The 19806-nt window shown below is 58.5% G+C and carries 17 protein-coding genes; 5 read left to right on the forward strand and 12 right to left on the reverse strand.

Annotated elements, in window-relative coordinates; genetic code table 11:
- Positions 1–35: 35 nt before the first annotated feature.
- From mglB to V1599_RS17280, 5 genes are all read right to left on the reverse strand, one after another.
- A complete protein-coding gene (gene mglB, locus V1599_RS17260) occupies positions 36–1034 on the reverse strand; it encodes a galactose/glucose ABC transporter substrate-binding protein MglB (protein WP_023312468.1) in 999 nt (332 codons plus the stop codon).
- Between the two features lie 295 nt (positions 1035–1329).
- Positions 1330–2352 carry an HTH-type transcriptional regulator GalS gene (gene galS / locus V1599_RS17265; protein WP_297121946.1) on the reverse strand — a complete coding sequence of 341 codons (1023 nt, stop codon included), beginning with the start codon at positions 2350–2352 and terminating at the stop codon, positions 1330–1332.
- A 155-nt stretch (positions 2353–2507) separates the two neighbouring features.
- Complete coding sequence (gene yeiB, locus V1599_RS17270; RefSeq protein ID WP_395300514.1) at positions 2508–3665, reverse strand: DUF418 domain-containing protein YeiB; 1158 nt, start codon at positions 3663–3665, stop codon at positions 2508–2510.
- Positions 3666–3683: 18 nt separating this feature from the next.
- Positions 3684–4352 (reverse strand): GTP cyclohydrolase I FolE, encoded by a 669-nt coding sequence (gene folE, locus V1599_RS17275; protein WP_112012553.1) that lies wholly within the window; start codon positions 4350–4352, stop codon positions 3684–3686.
- A 102-nt stretch (positions 4353–4454) separates the two neighbouring features.
- Entirely contained in the window at positions 4455–5603 is a 1149-nt protein-coding gene (locus V1599_RS17280) for a YbfB/YjiJ family MFS transporter (RefSeq protein ID WP_112012554.1), read from the reverse strand.
- 137 nt (positions 5604–5740) lie between these two features.
- On the opposite strand from V1599_RS17280, the gene fghA reads away from it, so the two are divergent.
- Positions 5741–6574 carry an S-formylglutathione hydrolase gene (gene fghA / locus V1599_RS17285; protein WP_112012555.1) on the forward strand — a complete coding sequence of 278 codons (834 nt, stop codon included), beginning with the start codon at positions 5741–5743 and terminating at the stop codon, positions 6572–6574.
- Between the two features lie 103 nt (positions 6575–6677).
- On the opposite strand, the gene cirA is transcribed toward fghA, so the two are convergent.
- From cirA to yieE, 3 genes are all read right to left on the reverse strand, one after another.
- Positions 6678–8648: a catecholate siderophore receptor CirA gene (cirA, locus tag V1599_RS17290; protein ID WP_112012556.1), complete on the reverse strand. Its 1971-nt coding sequence runs from the start codon at positions 8646–8648 to the stop codon at positions 6678–6680.
- A 229-nt stretch (positions 8649–8877) separates the two neighbouring features.
- Positions 8878–10347: an amino acid permease gene (locus V1599_RS17295; RefSeq protein ID WP_112012557.1), complete on the reverse strand. Its 1470-nt coding sequence runs from the start codon at positions 10345–10347 to the stop codon at positions 8878–8880.
- Positions 10348–10507: 160 nt separating this feature from the next.
- On the reverse strand, positions 10508–11374 hold the full coding sequence (gene yieE / locus V1599_RS17300) for a DNA-binding transcriptional regulator YeiE (protein WP_112012558.1): 867 nt from the start codon (positions 11372–11374) through the stop codon (positions 10508–10510).
- A 97-nt stretch (positions 11375–11471) separates the two neighbouring features.
- Here yieE and V1599_RS17305 point away from each other — a divergent pair, with 97 nt between their 5' ends.
- On the forward strand, positions 11472–12518 hold the full coding sequence (locus V1599_RS17305; RefSeq protein WP_112012559.1) for a YeiH family protein: 1047 nt from the start codon (positions 11472–11474) through the stop codon (positions 12516–12518).
- 64 nt (positions 12519–12582) lie between these two features.
- Positions 12583–13440, forward strand: a complete 858-nt coding sequence (gene nfo, locus V1599_RS17310) for a deoxyribonuclease IV (RefSeq protein ID WP_112012560.1) — start codon at positions 12583–12585, stop codon at positions 13438–13440.
- Positions 13441–13485: 45 nt separating this feature from the next.
- On the opposite strand, the gene fruA is transcribed toward nfo, so the two are convergent.
- The 3 genes from fruA to fruB are packed head-to-tail and all read right to left on the reverse strand — an operon-like array spanning position 13486 to position 17256.
- A complete protein-coding gene (gene fruA, locus V1599_RS17315) occupies positions 13486–15171 on the reverse strand; it encodes a PTS fructose transporter subunit IIBC (RefSeq protein ID WP_112012561.1) in 1686 nt (561 codons plus the stop codon).
- A 16-nt stretch (positions 15172–15187) separates the two neighbouring features.
- Positions 15188–16126, reverse strand: coding sequence for a 1-phosphofructokinase (gene fruK, locus V1599_RS17320; protein ID WP_112012562.1), 939 nt, complete (start codon positions 16124–16126; stop codon positions 15188–15190).
- Entirely contained in the window at positions 16126–17256 is a 1131-nt protein-coding gene (gene fruB, locus V1599_RS17325) for a fused PTS fructose transporter subunit IIA/HPr protein (RefSeq protein WP_297121966.1), read from the reverse strand. The genes fruK and fruB overlap by 1 nt, the downstream gene beginning before the upstream one ends.
- 358 nt (positions 17257–17614) lie before the next feature.
- Here fruB and setB point away from each other — a divergent pair, with 358 nt between their 5' ends.
- Positions 17615–18796, forward strand: a complete 1182-nt coding sequence (gene setB / locus V1599_RS17330; protein WP_395300515.1) for a sugar efflux transporter SetB — start codon at positions 17615–17617, stop codon at positions 18794–18796.
- Here the strand turns inward: setB and V1599_RS17335 are convergent.
- Positions 18793–19047 (reverse strand): YkgJ family cysteine cluster protein, encoded by a 255-nt coding sequence (locus V1599_RS17335; protein ID WP_112012565.1) that lies wholly within the window; start codon positions 19045–19047, stop codon positions 18793–18795. The two genes, setB and V1599_RS17335, sit on opposite strands and share 4 nt — an antisense overlap.
- Before the next feature lie 164 nt (positions 19048–19211).
- On the opposite strand from V1599_RS17335, the gene yeiP reads away from it, so the two are divergent.
- The gene (gene yeiP / locus V1599_RS17340) at positions 19212–19784 is read left to right on the forward strand and encodes an elongation factor P-like protein YeiP (RefSeq protein ID WP_006176435.1); all 573 of its coding nucleotides are present in this window, start codon (positions 19212–19214) and stop codon (positions 19782–19784) included.
- Positions 19785–19806 lie beyond the last annotated feature (22 nt).

Below are 19806 nucleotides of genomic sequence, written 5' to 3' on the forward strand. Positions count from 1 at the left end.
AACGAATTGCGCCCAGTGAAGACATTTCAAATAACTTATTTACCGATAAACTCGGCCAGGTTGGACTGGTCTACGCCCACGTAAGGTACGCGAACGATTTTATTTTCAATTTTCCAGCTGGTGCCGTCTGCCGCGCCTTTGCCGTCGGCCAGGTTTTTCGCCAGGTCGAAGGTGGCTTTCGCCTGGTTGTTAGCATCGTTCAGCACGGTACCGGCCATCGCGCCGGATTTCACCAGCGCCAGCGCTTCCGGCAGCGCATCCACGCCGAACACAGGAATAGAAGATTTATTGTGTGCTTTCAGCGCTTCAACCGCGCCCATTGCCATCGCATCGTTGTTGGCGATAACCACTTCGATTTTGTTGGCGTTCGGGCCGGACAGCCATGCGTCCATCTTATCTTTCGCCTGAGCGGTGTCCCACATGGCGGTATCGAGCGCCAGCTGCTGGGTTTTCAGGCCTTTGTCGTTCAGCTCTTTGATCACGTAGGTGGTACGCGCTTCAGCGTCCGGGTGGCCCGGCTCGCCCTTCAGCAGCACAAACTGAATCTGCCCGTCTTTGTTCAGATCCCAGTTCGGGTTCGCCGCCCAGTGTTTCGCAATCAGGTCGCCCTGAATAATGCCGGACTCTTTAGAGTCGGTGCCGACGTAGTACGCTTTATCGTAGCTATCCAGCGCCTTGCGGGAAGGTTCTTTGTTAAAGAAGACGATCGGCACGTTTTGGCCGCGCGCTTTTTCAATTACCGTGCCTGCTGCAGCCGGGTCAACCAGGTTGATTGCCAGCGCTTTCACGCCTTTTGCCAGCAGCACGTCAATCTGATCGTTTTGTTTGGACTGATCGTTCTGGGAGTCATTCATCAGCAGCTGTACGTCTGGCGCCGCTTTCGCATCTTTCTCGATGGCTTTACGCACAACGGACATAAAGTTGTCGTCGTACTTATAGATGGTCACACCAATACGGGTATCCGCGGCGTGCGCAGCGGCACCAAAAAGCATGCTTGCCATAACAGCAGACAGAGTTAACACCTTCTTATTCATGGTATCTCCGGTTTTTTTTATGCAGGGTAGTTCTGATGAATAACGATCGGCGGGCAGATGTTAAAGAAACGTTACCGATCGCCGAAGTTCACTTATAAAATGCTTATCTTCCGTGGTCTGTAACGCTCCAGAAATGCGTTTTTTTGGATGTTTCCGGCACGTTTGCTATGGTCAAAGTGAATAATCACCGTTACATAGCGTTTCAGCCCCTAAAACGCTGACATCATAGTCAGCAGCTTGTTAAGATACTGTGAATTTACTCACAGATTGAAAACGGTTACATCACACCGTGTAATCAGTTAGTGATCGAAACCACAGTTTGCCGAATGGATACCGAATGACGCCGCACTAAAGTCGGCATAAAACAGTGCGTTGCGCCCCGATCCTGCAGCCCTGCCGCCCCCTGTAACGCCAGCTCTGTAGCCAGTTTCGCCATCGAAGCAATCGGGTAGCGCACCGTCGTCAGCTGCGGGTCGGTGTAACGGGCAATGGGGATGTCGTCAAAACCGATCAGCGACAAATGCTGCGGCACCGCAATGCCGTTATCCTTCAGCGCGGTGAGCGCCCCTGCCGCCATGCTGTCGTTGTAGGCAAAAACGGCCGTCAGCTGCAGGTTGCGGCCCAGCAGCTCTACCATCGCCGCCTCGCCCCCCTGCATGTCCGGCGTACCGGTTCCCGTCCAGCTCTCAAGCGGCGTGATGCCGTGCTCTTTCAGGGCGGTTTGCCACCCCTCGCGGCGCATGTCATCGTCTTCGATACGGTGGCTGGAGGCCAGATAGCCGACGCGCTGATGTCCGTTGTTGATCAGCATCCGCGTCGCCATCATCGCGCCGCTGACGTTGTCCAGCCCCACGCAGCGGTGCGCGTAGCCGGGCACGATGCGGTTGATCAGCACCATGCCGGGGATCTGCTCCATAAAGCCGGAGAGCTCTTCGTCGCTAAGGGCTTTTGAGTGGACGATCAGGGCGTTACAGCGCTGGCGAATCAGCACCTCAATGGCATGTCGCTCTTTTTCAGCCTCGTGGTAGCTGTTGCCGATCAGCACGTACTTTCCGTGCTGCTGGGCAACAACGTCCACCGCCTTAACCAGCGCGCCGAAAAAGGCGTCGGAAACGTCCATCACCACCACGCCAATGGTATCGCTCACCTGCGTGGCCAGCGCCTGCGCGTTGGCATTAGGCCGATAGCCCAGCTGCGAAACGGCTTTCATCACGGTTTCGCGGGTTTCAGGGCTGACGAGCGCGCTGTTGTTCAGCACGCGAGAAACGGTAGCAACGGAAACGCCCGCCAGACGGGCGACGTCACGAATGGTGATCATATTCACCATCCTTAAAAGAATTGCAGCAACGCACAGACACCCCCTGTGTTTAGCAAGGAGGCTATTCTGGCAGCACGAGAAAAGGGACTGCGTGAAGAAGCTCACACGGATGAAAACGCTTACATCCGTTTTGTTAATGATTGTGATCCAGATCGTTATCTGGATGTATTACGCAATGATACACCCGCAGCACGCGCGGTTAATTGCCGCCACGCCCACTCCAGCGGCCCCTGGCGGAAATAGCGCAGCCAGAAAACGGAAAACAGCACGTTAACAATCCAGACAGGAATAACGAACGCCAGCAGCGCAAGCCGGTCGAATTTCATAAAGAGGCCGAATTGATAAAACAGGGTGGTGCAAATCAGCGTTTGCAGAATGTAATTGCTTAACGCCATGCGGCCCACGCAGGCCACGGCAGCCACCGCGCGCAGGCGGGACAGCTGCGGCCAGAAGCCGTACATCAGCGTCGCATAGCCTATCGTCTGGAACGGGGCGCTTAGCTCGCGCGGAGCCTGAAGCAAAAACGCGCACCAGCGATAGTCCCAGTGAAGATGCCATTGCGCTATCACCGCCGGAAGATTGATCAGCACGCCGAGGAGCACCAGCCCCGCGCCGACGCGACGGTAGTGCCGCAGGCTAAATTCCCCCTTCAGCCAGCCGGTGCGCATCAGGGATGCGCCCATCAGCATCATCCCCGCAAGCTGCCAGCCGTACTGCGCGCCGAGCGCCAGAAGATTATTCCCCAGCATATCCGCGCGGTTGCTTATCGCTTCCGTTCCACCCTTCAGCTTCCAGAACTGTTCATACTGGAGGTTGGCGGCGTCCGGGACCCACGAGCGGTTCGTTGCATCACCTGAAATCAGCCCAAGCAGCAGCAATACGCCAAGCCCCATGACGTAAAGCATTACGCCGGTGTTAAACAGGCTTTTGACGCTGTGCGCATCGCGTATCAGGCGCCAGCAAATCAGCCCTACCAGGCCGTAGGCCAGCAGAATATCCCCGTCCCAGAAGAACAGGCCATGAATAAACCCGAGGATGACCAGCAGCGTCAGGCGCGACTGGATCCAGCGCGTGCCCCGCTTGAGCAAAAGCTGCAGGCCCGCGCCAAACAGCAGCGCGAAGAGCGTCAGGAATTTGACCTGCGCAAAGAGATCGAGCACCGCCCACGTCCAGGCATCGCTGGGGGTGATGTCGCCATACCAGGCGGGATTAAGATAGGCGGCCTTTGGCAAACCAAAGGCGCTGATATTCAGCAGCAGGATACCGAGAATGGCGACGCCGCGAACAAAATCGAGCGTGACGTTTCGCTCCATGGTCCCTGCCCTGTCTGATTAGTTGTGGTGTCGCACCGCGCGCAGAAATTCCTGGCGGGTATTCTGGCTCGACTTAAACAGCCCACCCAGCGAGGTGGTAGTAGTGGCGCTGGTCGCATCGCGCACGCCGCGCGCCTTCACGCAGTAGTGCACCGCGTCGATAGAGACCGCCACGTTGTTGGTTCCCAGCAGCGTTTGCAGCGCCGTCAGGATCTGCTGCGTCAGGCGCTCCTGCACCTGCGGACGCTGGGCGAAGAACTGCACGATGCGGTTAATTTTGGACAGGCCAATCACCGTATCTTTTGGAATGTAGGCCACGGTCGCTTTGCCGTCGATGGTGACGAAGTGGTGTTCACAGGTGCTGGTGAGCGTGATGTCGCGCACCGTGACCATCTCATCGACCTTCATCTTGTTTTCGATGACGGTGATTTTCGGGAAATTAGCGTAATCCAGGCCGGAGAAGATCTCATCGACGTACATTTTCGCGATGCGATGCGGCGTCTCCATCAGGCTGTCGTCGCTCAGATCGAGATTCAGCAGCTGCATGATCTCGGTCATATGCCCGGCGATAAGGCGCTTGCGGGTTTCATTATCCAAATCCTGAACCGGCGGACGCAGCGGCGTTTCAAGACCGCGCGCAACCAGCGCTTCATGGACCAGGGCAGCTTCTTTACTGAGTGATGACATTCTTTTCTCCTGCAGGTGTGGCGTCTTTTGCCCTCGTTGTGGCAAAAGTGTGCGCTCATTGTGCGTGAGGCGGCGCACATAATCCAGTATTCACGGCGATAATTATTGCAATCGCTGCTGCCTTTCGGGCTGACGGTTCCAGACCAACGCCCCGCCGATAAACAGCGCGAGGCCAGCCAGACCCAGCGCCGGCTCCAGCCGGTGCGTGAGCCAGGTGGAGAGCGCGGAGGTCATTGGGCCAACCAGCTGCCCGATGGCGTAACCGGTGGTCAACAGCCCCGCCATATAGCGGGTATGCTCGGGCGCCAGCTCGCGGCCATACAGCAATGAAAGCTGCACGGCGCAGAGGAAACCGCCGCCGACCAGCAGCCCGCCGGTCAGCAAACCGCCAATTCCAGGCAGCAGCCAGGCGGCCAACACGCCGATGCCCTGAAGCCAGAGCACGATCGCCAGCCTGCGGTTGGACGTTGAGGTATGCCGCAGCGCGATGCTCAGCGCAATCCCCAGCACGGCGGCGGCGCCGAAGAGCGGCCAGACGAACTGGGCAAAGAGGCTGCCGGGAAAACGGGCGACCGCCATCTGCGATAAAAACGTGGCCGGAAGGATATAGCCAAACCCGGCCAGGCTGTAGCTCCACACCAGCCTTTTTAGGTCAGGCGTGAGGTGCAGCGGCTCGGGGGCCGTTCCCGGGCGATGTAGCTGGCCCGCCCGCGGCAGATAGCGCGCCACGACGGCGATCAGCACCAGCGCCAGCACGCCGTAGATTTGCCACGCGGCGCCGGCGGAGAGCGATCTGGCCTGAATATAGACCGCGAGCAGCCCGCTCAGGGCGATGCCTGCCCCCGGCCCGGCGAAGACCGCCGCGCTCAGCCCCGGCTTGCCCAGCTGCCCAAGGCGCTCGTTGGTCCAGGCGGCGATCAGCACCATCGACCAGCCGCTCATGCAGCCAATCACAAAGCGCAGAAGCCCGTGCACAACGGCGTTATCCGCCGCCGCGGACAGCAGCGTCAGCGCGACGGCCCCGATAATGCCGAGCCACAGCCGCGCTTCGACAAAGCGATGGGCGCGCATGGCGTCCCAGGCGCCCGCCAGATAGCCAAGGTAGTTCATCGCGGCCACCAGGCCCGCGCTGGTCAGGGTGAGCTGCCCGGCGGCAATCATCAGTGGAACCTGAGGCGTAAAGGCAAATCGCCCTATCCCCATCGCCACCACCAGAACCACGAAGCCGCTCAGGGCAATACGCAACGCCATGACCTTTCCAATTGTTAAAAATAAGTTAACTGATGATGCAACATCCTTGCGCCCGACGAAAGTGAAAGTTACTCACAGGCCAATGAAAACTCTGTATTATTGATTTAACAAATAGTCATCCGTAAAAGGAGCCCTGCATGGAACTGCTCGAAGAGCACCGTTGTTTTGAAGGACGACAGCAGCGCTGGCGCCACGACTCCAGCACGCTTAACTGTGCCATGACGTTCAGCATTTTCCTGCCGCCTGAAGCCGGAGCGAAGCCGCCCGTCCTGTACTGGCTGTCAGGCCTGACCTGCAACGACGAAAATTTCACCACCAAGGCGGGCGCGCAGCGCATCGCGGCCGAGCTGGGCATCGCGCTGGTGATGCCGGATACCAGCCCGCGCGGTGACGACGTTGCCGACGACGCCGGTTACGACCTTGGAAAAGGCGCCGGTTTTTACCTCAACGCCAGCCAGCAGCCGTGGGCGACGCATTACCGCATGTATGACTACGTCCGTGACGAACTGCCTGCGCTGGTTCAGGCCGAGTTTAACGTGGGCGATCGCTGCGCCATCAGCGGGCACTCGATGGGCGGACACGGGGCGCTGATCCTGGCCTTGAAAAATCCGGGGAAATTTACCAGCGTATCGGCTTTTGCGCCGATCGTGAACCCGACGCAGGTGCCGTGGGGGCAAAAGGCATTCACAAACTATCTGGGTGAAGACACAGAAAAATGGCGGGAATGGGACAGCTGCGCGCTGATGCTGGCCAGCCGTGAAGACGATGCAATCCCAACGCTTATCGACCAGGGCGATGCGGATCAGTTCCTCGCCGCGCAGCTTCAGCCCGCGGTGCTTGCCGAAGCCGCGCGCCAGAAAAACTGGCCGCTGACGCTGCGCATCCAGCCGGGATACGATCACAGCTACTTTTTCATCGCCTCGTTTATTGAGGATCATCTCCGCTTCCACGCGGCGCATTTGCTGCGGTAAGTGCGGCGGGTCTCGCCCGGTGGCGCTTCGCTTACCGGGCCTACAAATTTGTGCTATTGAGTAGGCCGGGTAAGGCGAAGCCGCCGCCCGGCACATTACGCAATCAGAACTTATAATCCACGCCCACGAAGTAGCGGCGGCCGTCTTCGGTATAGCTGTAGTCATCGCGGCTGAGATCTTTATCCAGCAGGTTCTGCACGCCGGCGCGCAGCTTCACGCTTTTTGTTGCCTGCCACGCCGCGCCCGTATTCCAGACTACGTAGCCGCCCGGCGTCGCCGCACCGGAGGTCACCGCGCGTTTCTCACCGGTGTAGTTTCCCTGAACGTAGAACGACCAGTCCTGCGTCGCCTGCCAGTCTACGGTGCCGTTCGCCGTGTGGAACGGCAGCTCGGACAGCGGCTTGTTCCCGCCGTTGCTGATGTCGCGACCGTCGTTGTAGGTGTAGTTCAGCGTCACCTTCCAGTCTTCGGCAACCGGGAACTTCAGCTCGGTTTCCACCCCGCGGATGCGCGCCTTATTGACGTTGTAATAGCGGAAGATAGGTTCCCCGTCGGCGTTCAGGCCCACGTAGTTCGGGTAGCCTTTTGCCTGATCGACGCTCGCCGTGCGGTTGACGCTGATACGATCATCCACGTTGTTCTGGAAGGTAGTGATGCTGGCCTGTACGCCCTCTAACCAGCCCTCTTCGCCGCTGTAGTAGAGGCCAAACTCGAAGCTTTCGCTGGTTTCCGGCTTCAGGTCCGGGTTACCGACAATTTGACAGGCGCCGCGGCAGGAGTTGGACACCCAGTCCGGGCTAAGCTGCAGCAGCGACGGCGCTTTAAACGCGGTTGCCCAGCCTCCTTTCACCGTCACGGTATCCGTCGCGTTATACACCAGGTAAGCACGCGGGCTCCAGTGGTCGCCGTAGGTTTCATGGTCATCCATGCGGATGCCGGTGGTCAGCGCCAGCGGTTCAAAGATACGCCACTCATCTTCCAGGAACAGCGCGTACTGGCTTGCTGACGTATTGCTGCTGGAGCCACCCGTCATGTTTATAGGGTCTTTCAGCTTGTCGTGACGCCATTCGCCGCCGAACGTCAGCATCTGGTTGATTTCGCCCAGCGGCAGCACGTATTTGCCATCAACGGCGTTGCTCTCGGAGGTGATAGCGCTGCTGTTGCCGGGGTTTTTGTTATCCACTTTTTCGCCGTAGAACTTCAGCTCGCTGTTGCCTACGCCCCAGCGGCCATTGTGGCTCAGGGAATAGTTCTGACGCTCAAGGCGGTTTTTATCAAGAGAATCCGAATCGCGATCCTGACGGTCAAAGCCGTAGCCCGCGGTGAAGTCGTGGTCTTCCGTCGGCGTCCACGCAAACTCTACGTTCGCATCGCGGCTGGTAAAACCTTCGATGCGCGGCGTTTGGCCGCTGGCGTCGCTGGATGATTTTTGCTGGTCGTCTTTTTCACGCTTTGAGACGCTGCCGTAGGCCTTCAGCCCCAGCACGCCGTCCACCAGCGGTCCGCTGGTAAAGAACTGGCCGCTATGGGTGTCGCCGCGATCGCGATGCTCCTGAATCGTGCTGTCGGCGCTCAGGGCTCCCGTCCACTTCTGGCCGATTTTTTTGGTGATGATGTTCACCACGCCGCCCAGGGCGTCGGAACCGTAGAGGGAGGACATGGGTCCGCGAACCACTTCGATGCGCTCGATCGCATCCACCGGCACCCAGTTCAGGTCAAAATCGTTATGGCGAAACACGGCGTTACGCGAGCTTACGCGTTTGCCATCGACCAGAATCAGCGTATAGCTGCTGTCCAGACCGCGAATACTTACCCCTTTTCGGTTGTCCCCTTCGTTCGTCAGCTGTACGCCGGGCACGTCCCGCAACACATCTTTGAGGTTCTGAACGGGCTTACGATGCAAATCTTCCTGAGTAATGACGCTAATACTCGCCGGTGCATCCTTCAGGTTTTGCTCGGTAGCCGCTGCCGTTACAACCATTGTGTCGCCGGATTCTGCTGCGATGACAGGCAGAGCGAGGGACATTGCAGACGCGCAGAGTCCTCCCCTGACGATGGGATTCAACCTAAACATTCCATTTCTCCATGAGGTAAATACAGCTAAATCAAATCATTACTGCTCACAGTGCTTTGCACCCCGCCCGCTTCTTCGGCAGGTCGGTCATCTTCTACAAATTTTCGTAACGATAAAGCAAACGATAACTATTATCAATTGAATTGTTAAAAAATATATCTGCACTGCACAGTGTGGAGACAAAAAAAAGCCCGCTCAAATGAGCGGGCCAGAAAGAGAGGAAGTGCGGTTATTGTTTAAATCGTTTCGGAAATTCCATTTCGCTGTAACGAACGAAGTGCGTGCCTTTCACCAGCTTGTAGCCAAACCAGATGACGAGGAACAGCGGAATACCGATGTAGGTCGCCATCACGCCGCCCCAGTCGATGGTGTCAGACAGGAAGGCCTCGTAGTTCTGCCCCAAAGTAATAATCAGACACAGAACGAAGGCAAAAATCGGCCCCAGCGGGAAGAACCCGGAGCGGTACGGCAGGTTGTTAATATCATGGCCCTGCTTCACGTAGCCGCGGCGGAAGCGATAATGGCTGATGGCAATCCCAAGCCAGGCGATAAAGCCCGTCATGCCCGAGGTGTTCAGCAGCCACAGGTATACCGTCTGGTTGCCGAACATGGAGGTCAGGAAACACAGGCCCGCGATGACGGTCGTGGCGTACAGCGCGTTGCGCGGCACCCCGCCGCGAGACAGCCTGGCGAAAATACGCGGCGCTTTACCGTCGCAGGCCAGGGTGTACAGCATGCGGGTTGAGGCGTACATGCCTGAGTTACCCGCAGACAGCACCGCCGTCAGGATAACCGCATTCATGACCGCCGCCGCAGACAGCAGGCCGGCGTGCTGGAACACCAGCGTGAATGGGCTAACGCTGATGTCCTTCACATCGTTGCGCAGCAGGCTTGGGTCGGTATAAGGGATGATCAGGCTGATGATCAGAATAGCGAACACGTAGAACAGCAGGATACGCCAGAACACCTGACGCACCGCGCGCGGGATATTCTTCTCTGGATTTTCAGATTCACCGGCCGCGATGCCGATAAGCTCGGTGCCCTGGAAGGAGAAGCCGACGATCATCGCCACGCCAATCATCGCCGAGAAGCCCCCGGCAAACGGCGCATCGTCAATCGTCCAGTTGCTCCATCCCGCAGGTTCAGCGCCTTTGAAAATACCAACGATCATCGCCACACCGACCACGATAAAGATGATGACGGTTGCCACTTTTATCAAAGAGAACCAGTATTCCGCCTCGCCAAAACCGCGCACGGAGATGTAGTTGAGCAGGAAGATCACGGCGAGGAACAGCGCGCTCCAGATCCAGCCTGGCGTATCCGGGAACCACCAGGTCATTACCAGCTGCGCGGCGACCAGGTCAACGGCAATCGTTACCGCCCAGTTATACCAGTAGTTCCAGCCCAGCGCGAAGCCGAAGCCTTCCTCAACGTATTTTTGACCGTAGGTCGAGAACGAACCGGATACCGGCATATACGCCGCCAGCTCACCCAGGCTGGTCATCAGGAAGTACACCATCAGGCCAATCAGGATATAGGAAAAGAGTGCCCCGCCCGGGCCTGCTGCCGAAATTGTTGCGCCAGAGGCAACAAAAAGACCTGTACCGATCGATCCGCCAATGGCGATCATCGTCAGGTGACGCGCCTTCAGTGCGCGACGTAGCGCGGGCGCTTCTGTGGTTTTAGTTTCTGAAACCATGTGAAAATGCTGTCCATTCAATAAATGAGGCGCGATTGTAGCAGACGATCTGCGTTCCTTCCGGCAGAAATGCACTGTTATAAGAGAGCTTCATGACTCGGCCAGGATTATAAGTAAACCCCTCACCCTGACCCTCTCCCCTGTGGGAAGAGGGGCGCTTTTACATCTCGCAGTAGCGCAGAAAACGCTGCAGCGAGCTGGAAAGGTGTTTCTGACGATGGTGGATGCACCACAGCGTGCGCACCAGCTTCGGCAGCGGCACCGGAATTTCAACCAGCGTTCCGCTTTCCAGCTGTTCAGCAATCACGCGGCGCGAAAGGCAGCTGATGCCCAGACCGTGGCGAACGGCGTGCTTGATCGCCTCCGAGTTGCCAAGCTCCATGCCCAGCTGGAACTGCGGAAGATGGGACAGCAGCAGGTAATCGACGATTTCCCGCGTGCCGGAGCCCTGTTCGCGCAGGATCCACTGGGCCTGCGCCAGCCGCTCCAGCGTCACCTCGCCCTGTAATAAGGAGGAGGCCGGAGAGGCAAACACCACCAGCTCGTCCTCCAGCCACGGCTCCGCGATGATATCGACGTTATGGCACGGCCCTTCAATGAGGCCAATATCCACGCGGAAATCGATCACCGCGTTGATCACGTCCTGGCTGTTGCCGACGCTCATCTCCAGCGGCAGGGTCGGAAAATCCCGGCGGTAGCGGGCAATCACTTCCGGCAGGATGTAGTTGCCGATAGTGCTGCTGGCGAAAACGCGGATCGCGCCGTTGTCTTCCCGGAACAGCTGCTCAATTTCAATCGCCTGTTCAAGGAGCGCCAGCGCGCGCGGATAAAGCAGGCGGCCATGTTCGTTAACCACGAGCCGCTTCCCTACCCTGTCGAAAAGCTGAACCCCCAGCTGGCCTTCCAGATCGGTCAGCGCGGCGCTCACCGCAGACTGCGAAAGAGCCAGCATCTGGGATGCCTGGGTGGTCGACCCGCTCTTCAGCACTTCGGCGAACACTTCCAGCTGACGCAATGTAATGTGCATGGTTGCTTACCACTTATAAAGATTGATTATAAATATATAATCAATTTTATTTTTAAACCAGCGCGACGTAACCTTTAGCCAGACAAAGGAGAAGGTTATGTCAGAAATCACCTTACAGCATCATCGAACAGTATGGCACTTCGTGCCGGGGCTTGCGCTCAGCGCCGTCGTAACGGGCGTCGCGCTCTGGGCCGGCAGCATTCCGGCCATCGCCGGAGCCGGGTTTAGCGCCCTCACCCTGGCCATTTTATTGGGTATGGTCGTCGGCAATACCGTCTACCCTAAGCTCTGGAAAGCCTGCGACGGCGGCGTGATCTTCGCCAAGCAGCACCTGCTGCGCCTCGGGATTATTCTTTACGGCTTTCGCCTGACGTTTTCGCAAATTGCGGACGTCGGCGTCAGCGGTATCGCGATCGACGTCCTCACGCTGACCAGCACCTTTTTACTGGCGTGCTTTATCGGCCAGAAGGTGTTCGGGCTGGATAAACAGACAAGCTGGCTGATCGGCGCGGGCAGCAGCATCTGCGGCGCGGCCGCGGTGCTGGCCACCGAGCCGGTCGTAAAGGCCGAATCCAGCAAGGTGACCGTGGCGGTTGCGACGGTGGTGATCTTCGGTACGCTGGCAATCTTCCTGTACCCTGCGATGTATCCGCTGGTCGCGCACTGGTTCAGCCCGGAAACCTACGGGATCTACATCGGCTCAACCATGCACGAAGTGGCGCAGGTGGTCGCGGCGGGACACGCCATTAACCCGGAAGCGGAAAACGCGGCGGTGATTGCGAAAATGCTGCGCGTCATGATGCTTGCACCGTTCCTGATTATCCTGGCCGCGCGGGTAAAACAGCTGGCCCCGGCGGGAAGCGGCCAGAAGAGCAAAATCACCATTCCCTGGTTTGCGATTCTGTTTATCGTGGTCGCGGTGTTTAACTCCTTCCACCTGCTGCCAAAAGCGGTTGTGGATATGCTGGTGACGCTGGATACCGTGCTGCTGGCAATGGCCATGGCGGCGCTCGGGGTAACCACCCACGTCAGCGCGCTGAAAAAAGCCGGGGCGAAACCGCTGCTGATGGCGCTGGTGCTCTTCGTGTGGCTTATCGTCGGCGGTGGCGCAATCAACCTCGCGGTTCACAGCCTGATGGCATAAACCACTACGTCCTCCTCCTGTTAACCCGCTATCATAAGCATTTCGGGTTAACAGGAGTCCCTTTATGAAATATGTTGGAGCGCACGTTAGCGCTGCCGGTGGCCTCGCGAATGCCGCCATTCGCGCCGCCGAAATCGAGGCGACCGCATTCGCCCTGTTCACCAAAAACCAGCGCCAGTGGCGCGCCGCCCCCCTCACGGCTGAAATCATCGACGATTTCAAGGCCGCCTGCGAAAAGTACGGCTACGGGCCAGGCCAAATTCTCCCCCACGACAGCTACCTGATTAACCTCGGACATCCGGTTGAAGAGGCGCTGGAGAAATCCCGCGAGGCGTTTCTCGATGAGGTGCAGCGCTGCGAACAGCTTGGGCTGACGCTGCTGAACTTCCACCCTGGCAGCCACCTGATGCAGATTGACGAAGACGCCTGCCTGGCGCGCATTGCCGAGTCCATTAACATCACGCTGGATAAAACCCAGGGCGTAACGGCGGTGATTGAAAATACCGCCGGCCAGGGCAGCAACCTCGGCTTTAGGTTCGAGCACCTGGCGGCCATCATCGACGGCGTTGAGGATAAATCCCGCGTGGGCGTATGCATTGATACCTGCCACGCGTTTGCGGCGGGGTATGACCTGCGCACCGCCGAAGCCACGAAAAACACCTTCGACGAGTTTGAACGTATCGTCGGCTTCCAGTACCTGCGCGGCATGCACCTGAACGATGCGAAGAGCGCGTTCGGCAGCCGCGTCGACCGCCATCACAGCCTGGGCGAAGGGAACATTGGCCACGACGCGTTCCGCGTTATCATGCAGGACGCTCGCTTCGACGGCATTCCGATGGTGCTGGAAACCATCAATCCGGATATCTGGGCAGAAGAGATTGCCTGGCTGAAGGCGCAGCAAACCGCCGAACAGGCGGCATAAAAAAAGCCGGGTGCTAAGCAACCCGGCTTTTTTATTGCGTTTCGCTTACGCCGCTTTTGCGACCGCTTCCGCTTCCGGGCGCTTCAGCACCGCGTAAGACAGACCCGCCACCAGCGTACCGGCGATAATCGCCAGCAGGTAACCCAGCACCGGAGTGATAGCGCCAGGGATCAGCAGCACGAACAGGCCACCGTGCGGCGCCATCAGCTTCGCGCCAACCGCCATGGAGATGGCGCCGGTAATCGCGCCGCCTACGATGCAGCAAGGCAGTACGCGCATCGGGTCACGCGCCGCGAACGGAATCGCCCCTTCGGTAATGAAGCACAGGCCCAGAACCAGCGCCGCCTTGCCCCCTTCCTGCTGCGCCTTGTCGAACTTACGGCGCGCAATCAGCGTTGCCAGGCCAAGCGCCAGCGGTGGCACCATGCCCGCAGCCATAATGGCCGCCATCGGCGCGTAGGTTTGGGTGCTCAGCAGGCCCACGCCAAAGGCGTATGCCGCTTTGTTCACCGGGCCGCCCATGTCGGTACACATCATGCCGCCCAGGATCGCGCCCAGCAGAACCGCGTTCGCCGTGCCCATGGTTTGCAGCCAGTGCGTCAGCCCTTCCAGGATGCCCGCGACCGGTTTGCCGATCAGGTAAATCATCGCCAGGCCAACCACCAGGCTGGAAATCAGCGGGATGATCAGAATAGGCTTCAGCGCCTCCATGCTCTGCGGCAGCTTCAGCTTCGAGCTGATGAGCTTCGCCACGTAACCGGCCAGGAAACCGGCAATAATCCCGCCGATGAATCCGGAACCGGTGCTCACGGCCAGCATACCGCCGATAAGACCCGGCGTCAGGCCAGGACGGTCCGCAATCGAGAAGGCGATAAAGCCCGCCAGGACCGGCACCATCAGCGCGAAGGCGGATCCACCGCCAATCTGCATCAATGCAGCAGCCAGCGTGCCCTGCTCTTTGAACGCTTCAATACCAAAGGCGAAGGAGAGCGCAATGCACAGGCCGCCCGCCACCACCATCGGCAGCATGTACGACACGCCGGTCAGCAGGTGACGATAGGCGCCAGCAGACTCTTTTTTCCCCTCGGTCGGCGCTTTCGCCGCGCCGCTTGCCTGATACGGCTTGGCTTCCGCCAGCGCCTTATCAAACTCCTGCGCCGTCTTTTTCAGCGCCAGGCCGGTTGAGGTGCGGTACATCGGCTTGCCGGCAAACTTCGCCAGATCCACTTCAATATCCGCGGCGACGATCACCAGATCGGCCTCTGCGACCTCTTCTGGCGTGATGGCATTGCCCGCCCCCACGGAGCCGCGGGTTTCAACCTTCACCCACCAGCCGCGTTTTTTGGCTTCGGTTTCAATTGCTTCAGCCGCCATAAAGGTATGCGCAACGCCCGTTGGGCAAGCCGTAACCGCCACAATGCGTTTTGGCCCCGTGCCCGCAACCGGCGCGGATGCCGCTGGCGCGGTGTACAGCGCAGCGTGGCCTTTCGCCTCGCTCAGGAACAGCTCAGGATGCGCAACGGCGCGATTGATATCGCCCAGCCACACCTTTTTGCCGTTGAGGGCGCTGTCTGCCGGGATGCTATCGCCCAGAACGATGGCCATCTCGGCGTCGCCCGGGTTATCAATAATGTCCAGATGTGCTTTTTGTGCCGCCGCGCCCAGCAGGGTCTTCGCCATGTAGGCGCGAGCCTGTCCAAGACCGGAGTCAATAATCAGCAGCGTTTTCATTGTGCCTCTCCTGCTGTTAGTTAAAAGGTTTCAAGTCAACGCGCGCCATCATCGCGGCCAACTGGGTACGATCGGTAATACCAACGTTGCTCTGGCTCACGGCCAGGGCTGCAACGGCGGTAGCAAGACGTAAAGTATGTTCGCTGGATTCACGCATCAGCAGGCCGTAAATCAGGCCGCCAACCATGGAATCCCCTGCGCCAACGGTGCTAACCACCTCCATTGACGGCGGTTTGGCGATCCACTCGCCGGAGGCGTTAACCCACAGCGCGCCTTCTGCACCGAGAGAAATCACCACGTGAGCGATCCCCTGTTCGCGCAGCGCGTGCGCCGCTTCAATCACATCGCTTAATTCTGGCAGCTTGCGGCCGGCCCAGATCTCCAGCTCGCGGCGATTAGGCTTCACCAGCCACGGCGCGGCCTTCAGACCGGCGACCAGCGCGTCGCGGCTGCTGTCGAAGATAATGCACGGACACTGGCTGCGCAGGCGGGTCATCCAGTCGGTGAATGCTTCCGGGCTGACGCCGGACGGCAGGCTACCGCTCACGCATACCATGTCGAATTGGCCCAGCCAGCTCAGGGAATCCGTGACAAAACGCTCCCAGTCGGCAGGCGTGACTTCAAAGCCGGAGAAGTTCAGGTCGGTCACTTCACCGTCTTTTTCCGTCAGCTTGACGTTAATACGGGTACGGCCCTGCACCACCTGGAAACGGTTGGCAATGCCCAGCTCGCTGAACAGCTGCTGAAATCCGTCCTGGTTATCTTTACCGAGGAAACCGCCCACGGTGACGTCGATACCCAGATCCTTCAGCACTTTGGCTACGTTAATCCCTTTACCCGCGGCGTGCAGGCCGGTAGTACGCACGAGGTTAACCTCACCACGCTCAATTTCCGGGCAAAAACCGACCAGGTCATAGGCCGGGTTCAGCGTAATGGTCGCGACGCGTCTGCTCATTATGCGCCCTCCCCTAAGCCTGCCGTAATGGCATCGCCAATGGCTTTCAGCGCCTGTTCAGCATCTGCACCCTGTGCGGTGAAGCGCAGGCGGTGGCCTTTCTTCACGCCCAGCGCGACAACTTTCATCAGGCTGCGGCCGTTGGCCGGCTTGCCCGAACCATCCAGGTTGGTCACGGTAATCTCGCTATCAAATTGTTTAATGGTATTCACCAGCATGGTGCCCGGACGGGCGTGCAGCCCGTGCTCGTTACGCACCACGTATTCGGCGCTGAGCACGTCCTCAGTCAGCGCATCGTCGCTGGTCAGCAGAGCCAGGACGGTCGCCGCGTCGGCGTTCAGCAGTTTTTCAGCTTTGTTGTTGAGCAGCAGCTCGCTCAGGCGCTTCAGCACCGCGACGGGCTGGTCATCGGCCATGGCGACGGTCACCAGCAGCGCGGCGCGTTCACCGTCAACGTCAAACGCGGTAGCCGCACGGCTGACGGCGATGGCGCTGCGCAGGTTGCCTTCCGCGCTGTCGTTCAGCCAGATGCCCTGGCCTAAGTTCAGCGGCTTGTCGTTGATCGCACGCGCAACGAATGCGGCCTCAACGGCGCCCGCCTCTTTGAGACGCGCGGCGTTCAGCGCCTGCAGCGTCACCAGATCGACCGCGGCGACGTCCAGCGTCAGCGTGTCGTTATCCAGCTTCAGCGCATCGCTCTGCTTCTCACCCATCAGCAGGGCGCGCAGCTCTTCCGCCGTCGTGGCGGACTTCAGCTGTTCAGCCACCGCATCATCGCTTAACACGTGCGTCAGCTGACGCAGCAGGCCTAAGTGTTCATCGCTGCTGGCGGCAATACCAATCGCCACGTAAGCCACCTGGCCTTCGCCCCACGTCACGCCCTGTGGGAACTGATAAACCTTGACGCCGGTTTTCAGCACCTGGTCACGCGTGTCGGTGGTGCCGTGCGGAATGGCGATGCCGTTGCCGAGGAATGTGGAGGTTTGCAGCTCGCGCGCGAGCATGCCGTCTACGTAGCCTTCCGCCACGTTACCTGCCTCAACGAGCGCGGCGGCAACCTGGCGAATGGCCTCTTCTTTGTTTCCGGCCTGTGCGCCCGGGTGAATATCCTGAACAGATAACTGGAACATGGTTCTCCTCTCCTGCCGAAATTGAATCGTTTCAGCTTTAATGAGAAAAAATGCGCTGACCTGTCCGTCAGTTAAAACAAGTGAGCGCTGAAACGTTTCAATAATTCTTGCCCTTTTCCGCAAATTGTTGCAAGAAAAGTTACATATCGCATATCAGAAGTTAGATATACAGCACATTTCTCCGTCGTTCAGCTGCGTGGTGCTGACGTTCAGCATTCTGTTTCAGCAAATTCTGGTCACATCGTTAAAATGAAATAGCATTTTGATTTTTTGTAGCAAAACCCCCTGCCCTGACTGTTCATTTTCTGACAGGGGGCGTAAACTCCGCGTCTCTTTCAGACACTGCTGATAATGGATCATGCATAACACCCCCGCAGCCGCCTCGCCAAAGCCCTTCGACCTGACGTCATCGGCGTTTTTAATTGTTGCCTTTCTCACCGGCATTGCGGGTGCGCTGCAAACGCCCACGCTGAGCCTGTTTCTGACGAACGAGGTACACGTGCGCCCGGCGATGGTTGGCTTCTTCTTTACCGGCAGCGCGATCATCGGCATCTTCGTGAGCCAGTTTCTGGCCGGACGCTCAGACCGAAAAGGCGACCGCAAAAGCCTGATCGTTTTCTGCTGCCTGCTGGGCGTGTTCGCCTGCCTGCTGTTTGCGTGGAACCGCAACTACTTCATCCTGCTGTTCATCGGCGTTTTTCTGAGCAGCTTTGGCTCCACCGCAAACCCGCAGATGTTCGCCCTCGCGCGCGAGCACGCCGACCGGACCGGACGTGAAGCAGTCATGTTCAGCTCCATTCTTCGCGCGCAGGTGTCGCTGGCATGGGTGATCGGCCCGCCGCTCGCCTACGCGCTGGCGATGGGGTTTGGCTTTACGGTGATGTACCTCAGCGCGGCCGTTGCGTTTGTGATCTGCGGCGCGATGGTGTGGTTCTTTCTGCCGTCGATGCGCAAAGAGCCAAAGATGGCGACGGGCGTGCTTGAGGCGCCGCGCCGCAACCGCCGCGATGCGCTGCTGCTTTTCATCGTCTGTACGCTGATGTGGGGCACCAACAGCCTTTACATCATTAATATGCCGCTGTTTATTATCGACGAGCTGCATCTGCCGGAAAAGCTGGCGGGGATTATGATGGGAACCGCTGCCGGGCTAGAGATCCCGACCATGCTGATTGCGGGGTATTATGCGAAGCGCTTCGGAAAGCGTTTTTTGATGCGCGTGGCCGCCGCCGCGGGGCTGCTGTTTTATATCGGTATGCTGACGGCGCACAGCCCGGCGGTGCTGCTGGCCTTACAGCTGCTGAACGCTATCTACATCGGCATTCTGGCCGGGATCGGCATGCTCTACTTTCAGGACCTGATGCCGGGCCAGGCAGGTTCAGCGACCACCCTTTATACTAATACCACGCGCGTGGGCTGGATTATTGCGGGCTCAATGGCAGGCGTCGTGGCCGAGCTGTGGAACTACCACACGGTATTCTGGATAGCGCTGGCGATGTGCGTCATAACGATTGGCTGCCTGACGCGAATCAAAGACGTCTAGGGCGCGGTGAGCGCCTCCAGCTCAAGAAGATACGTTATCGCCTGCGCGCGCGAGCTGCCGCACATTTCGGCCGCTGGCTGAAGCCCGGAGCAAACCTTCGGGCGAAGGGGCGAGCCGAAAATAAGGCACAGATTGTTTTCCGAAAGCTGGACGCAGCGGGTATTCGCCGGCTTGCCCTGGGGCATTCCTGGAATAGGACTTGAAATAGACGGTGCGGTACAGCACGCGCCGCAGTCTGGACGACAATCCATAAATGCTCTCTTTCGCTGATGAATACCCGCGCAATCGGGCATCGCGCGCACAGTAACACCTTTTATGTATTGATAGCAAAAGCCGCGAATTCCGCTTGCCTGAAAGGCCGCGCGCGAGTAATTTGGCGCGATATTTTTTACCTCCCGTAGACAGGATTAACGCAATGCCAAGAGCGAACGAAATTAAGAAAGGTATGGTACTGAATTACAACGGCAAACTGCTGATTGTGAAAGATATCGACATTCAGGCCCCGAGCGCCCGTGGTGCCGCAACGCTGTACAAAATGCGTTTCGCCGATGTTCGTACCGGCCTGAAGGTGGAAGAGCGCTTCAAAGGCGACGATATCGTGGATACCGTGACCCTGACCCGCCGCTATGTTGATTTTTCCTACATTGACGGCAATGAATACGTGTTCATGGATAAGGAAGATTACACCCCGTACATCTTCACCAAGGACCAGATCGAAGAAGAGCTGCTGTTCATTCCTGAAGGCGGTATGCCTGACATGCAGGTGCTGACCTGGGACGGCGTGCTGCTGGCGCTGGAGCTGCCGCAGACCGTCGATCTGGAAATCGTCGATACGGCGCCAGGCATCAAAGGCGCATCTGCCAGCGCCCGCAACAAGCCCGCTACCCTGACCACCGGCCTGGTTGTCCAGGTGCCGGAATACCTGTCTGCCGGTGAGAAAATCCGCATCCATATTGAAGAAAAACGCTATATGGGTCGCGCTGACTGAATGCGGCATTTATCGGGTGGCG

The sequence above is a fragment of the Enterobacter sp. ECC-175 genome (assembly GCF_043968675.1).
Classification (GTDB): domain Bacteria; phylum Pseudomonadota; class Gammaproteobacteria; order Enterobacterales; family Enterobacteriaceae; genus Enterobacter.

Excerpts from the sequence above, each read along its gene's own strand:
- folE (WP_112012553.1), bottom strand. The coding sequence starts at position 4,352 with ATGTCATCACTCAGTAAAGAAGCTGCCCTGGTCCATGAAGCGCTGGTT.
- setB (WP_395300515.1), top strand. The coding sequence starts at position 17,615 with ATGCATAACACCCCCGCAGCCGCCTCGCCAAAGCCCTTCGACCTGACG.
- yeiP (WP_006176435.1), top strand. The coding sequence starts at position 19,212 with ATGCCAAGAGCGAACGAAATTAAGAAAGGTATGGTACTGAATTACAAC.
- galS (WP_297121946.1), bottom strand. The coding sequence starts at position 2,352 with ATGATCACCATTCGTGACGTCGCCCGTCTGGCGGGCGTTTCCGTTGCT.
- cirA (WP_112012556.1), bottom strand. The coding sequence starts at position 8,648 with ATGTTTAGGTTGAATCCCATCGTCAGGGGAGGACTCTGCGCGTCTGCA.
- yeiB (WP_395300514.1), bottom strand. The coding sequence starts at position 3,665 with ATGGAGCGAAACGTCACGCTCGATTTTGTTCGCGGCGTCGCCATTCTC.
- yieE (WP_112012558.1), bottom strand. The coding sequence starts at position 11,374 with ATGCACATTACATTGCGTCAGCTGGAAGTGTTCGCCGAAGTGCTGAAG.
- V1599_RS17295 (WP_112012557.1), bottom strand. The coding sequence starts at position 10,347 with ATGGTTTCAGAAACTAAAACCACAGAAGCGCCCGCGCTACGTCGCGCA.
- V1599_RS17305 (WP_112012559.1), top strand. The coding sequence starts at position 11,472 with ATGTCAGAAATCACCTTACAGCATCATCGAACAGTATGGCACTTCGTG.
- nfo (WP_112012560.1), top strand. The coding sequence starts at position 12,583 with ATGAAATATGTTGGAGCGCACGTTAGCGCTGCCGGTGGCCTCGCGAAT.
- fruA (WP_112012561.1), bottom strand. The coding sequence starts at position 15,171 with ATGAAAACGCTGCTGATTATTGACTCCGGTCTTGGACAGGCTCGCGCC.
- V1599_RS17335 (WP_112012565.1), bottom strand. The coding sequence starts at position 19,047 with ATGGATTGTCGTCCAGACTGCGGCGCGTGCTGTACCGCACCGTCTATT.
- fghA (WP_112012555.1), top strand. The coding sequence starts at position 5,741 with ATGGAACTGCTCGAAGAGCACCGTTGTTTTGAAGGACGACAGCAGCGC.
- fruB (WP_297121966.1), bottom strand. The coding sequence starts at position 17,256 with ATGTTCCAGTTATCTGTTCAGGATATTCACCCGGGCGCACAGGCCGGA.
- V1599_RS17280 (WP_112012554.1), bottom strand. The coding sequence starts at position 5,603 with ATGGCGTTGCGTATTGCCCTGAGCGGCTTCGTGGTTCTGGTGGTGGCG.
- mglB (WP_023312468.1), bottom strand. The coding sequence starts at position 1,034 with ATGAATAAGAAGGTGTTAACTCTGTCTGCTGTTATGGCAAGCATGCTT.
- fruK (WP_112012562.1), bottom strand. The coding sequence starts at position 16,126 with ATGAGCAGACGCGTCGCGACCATTACGCTGAACCCGGCCTATGACCTG.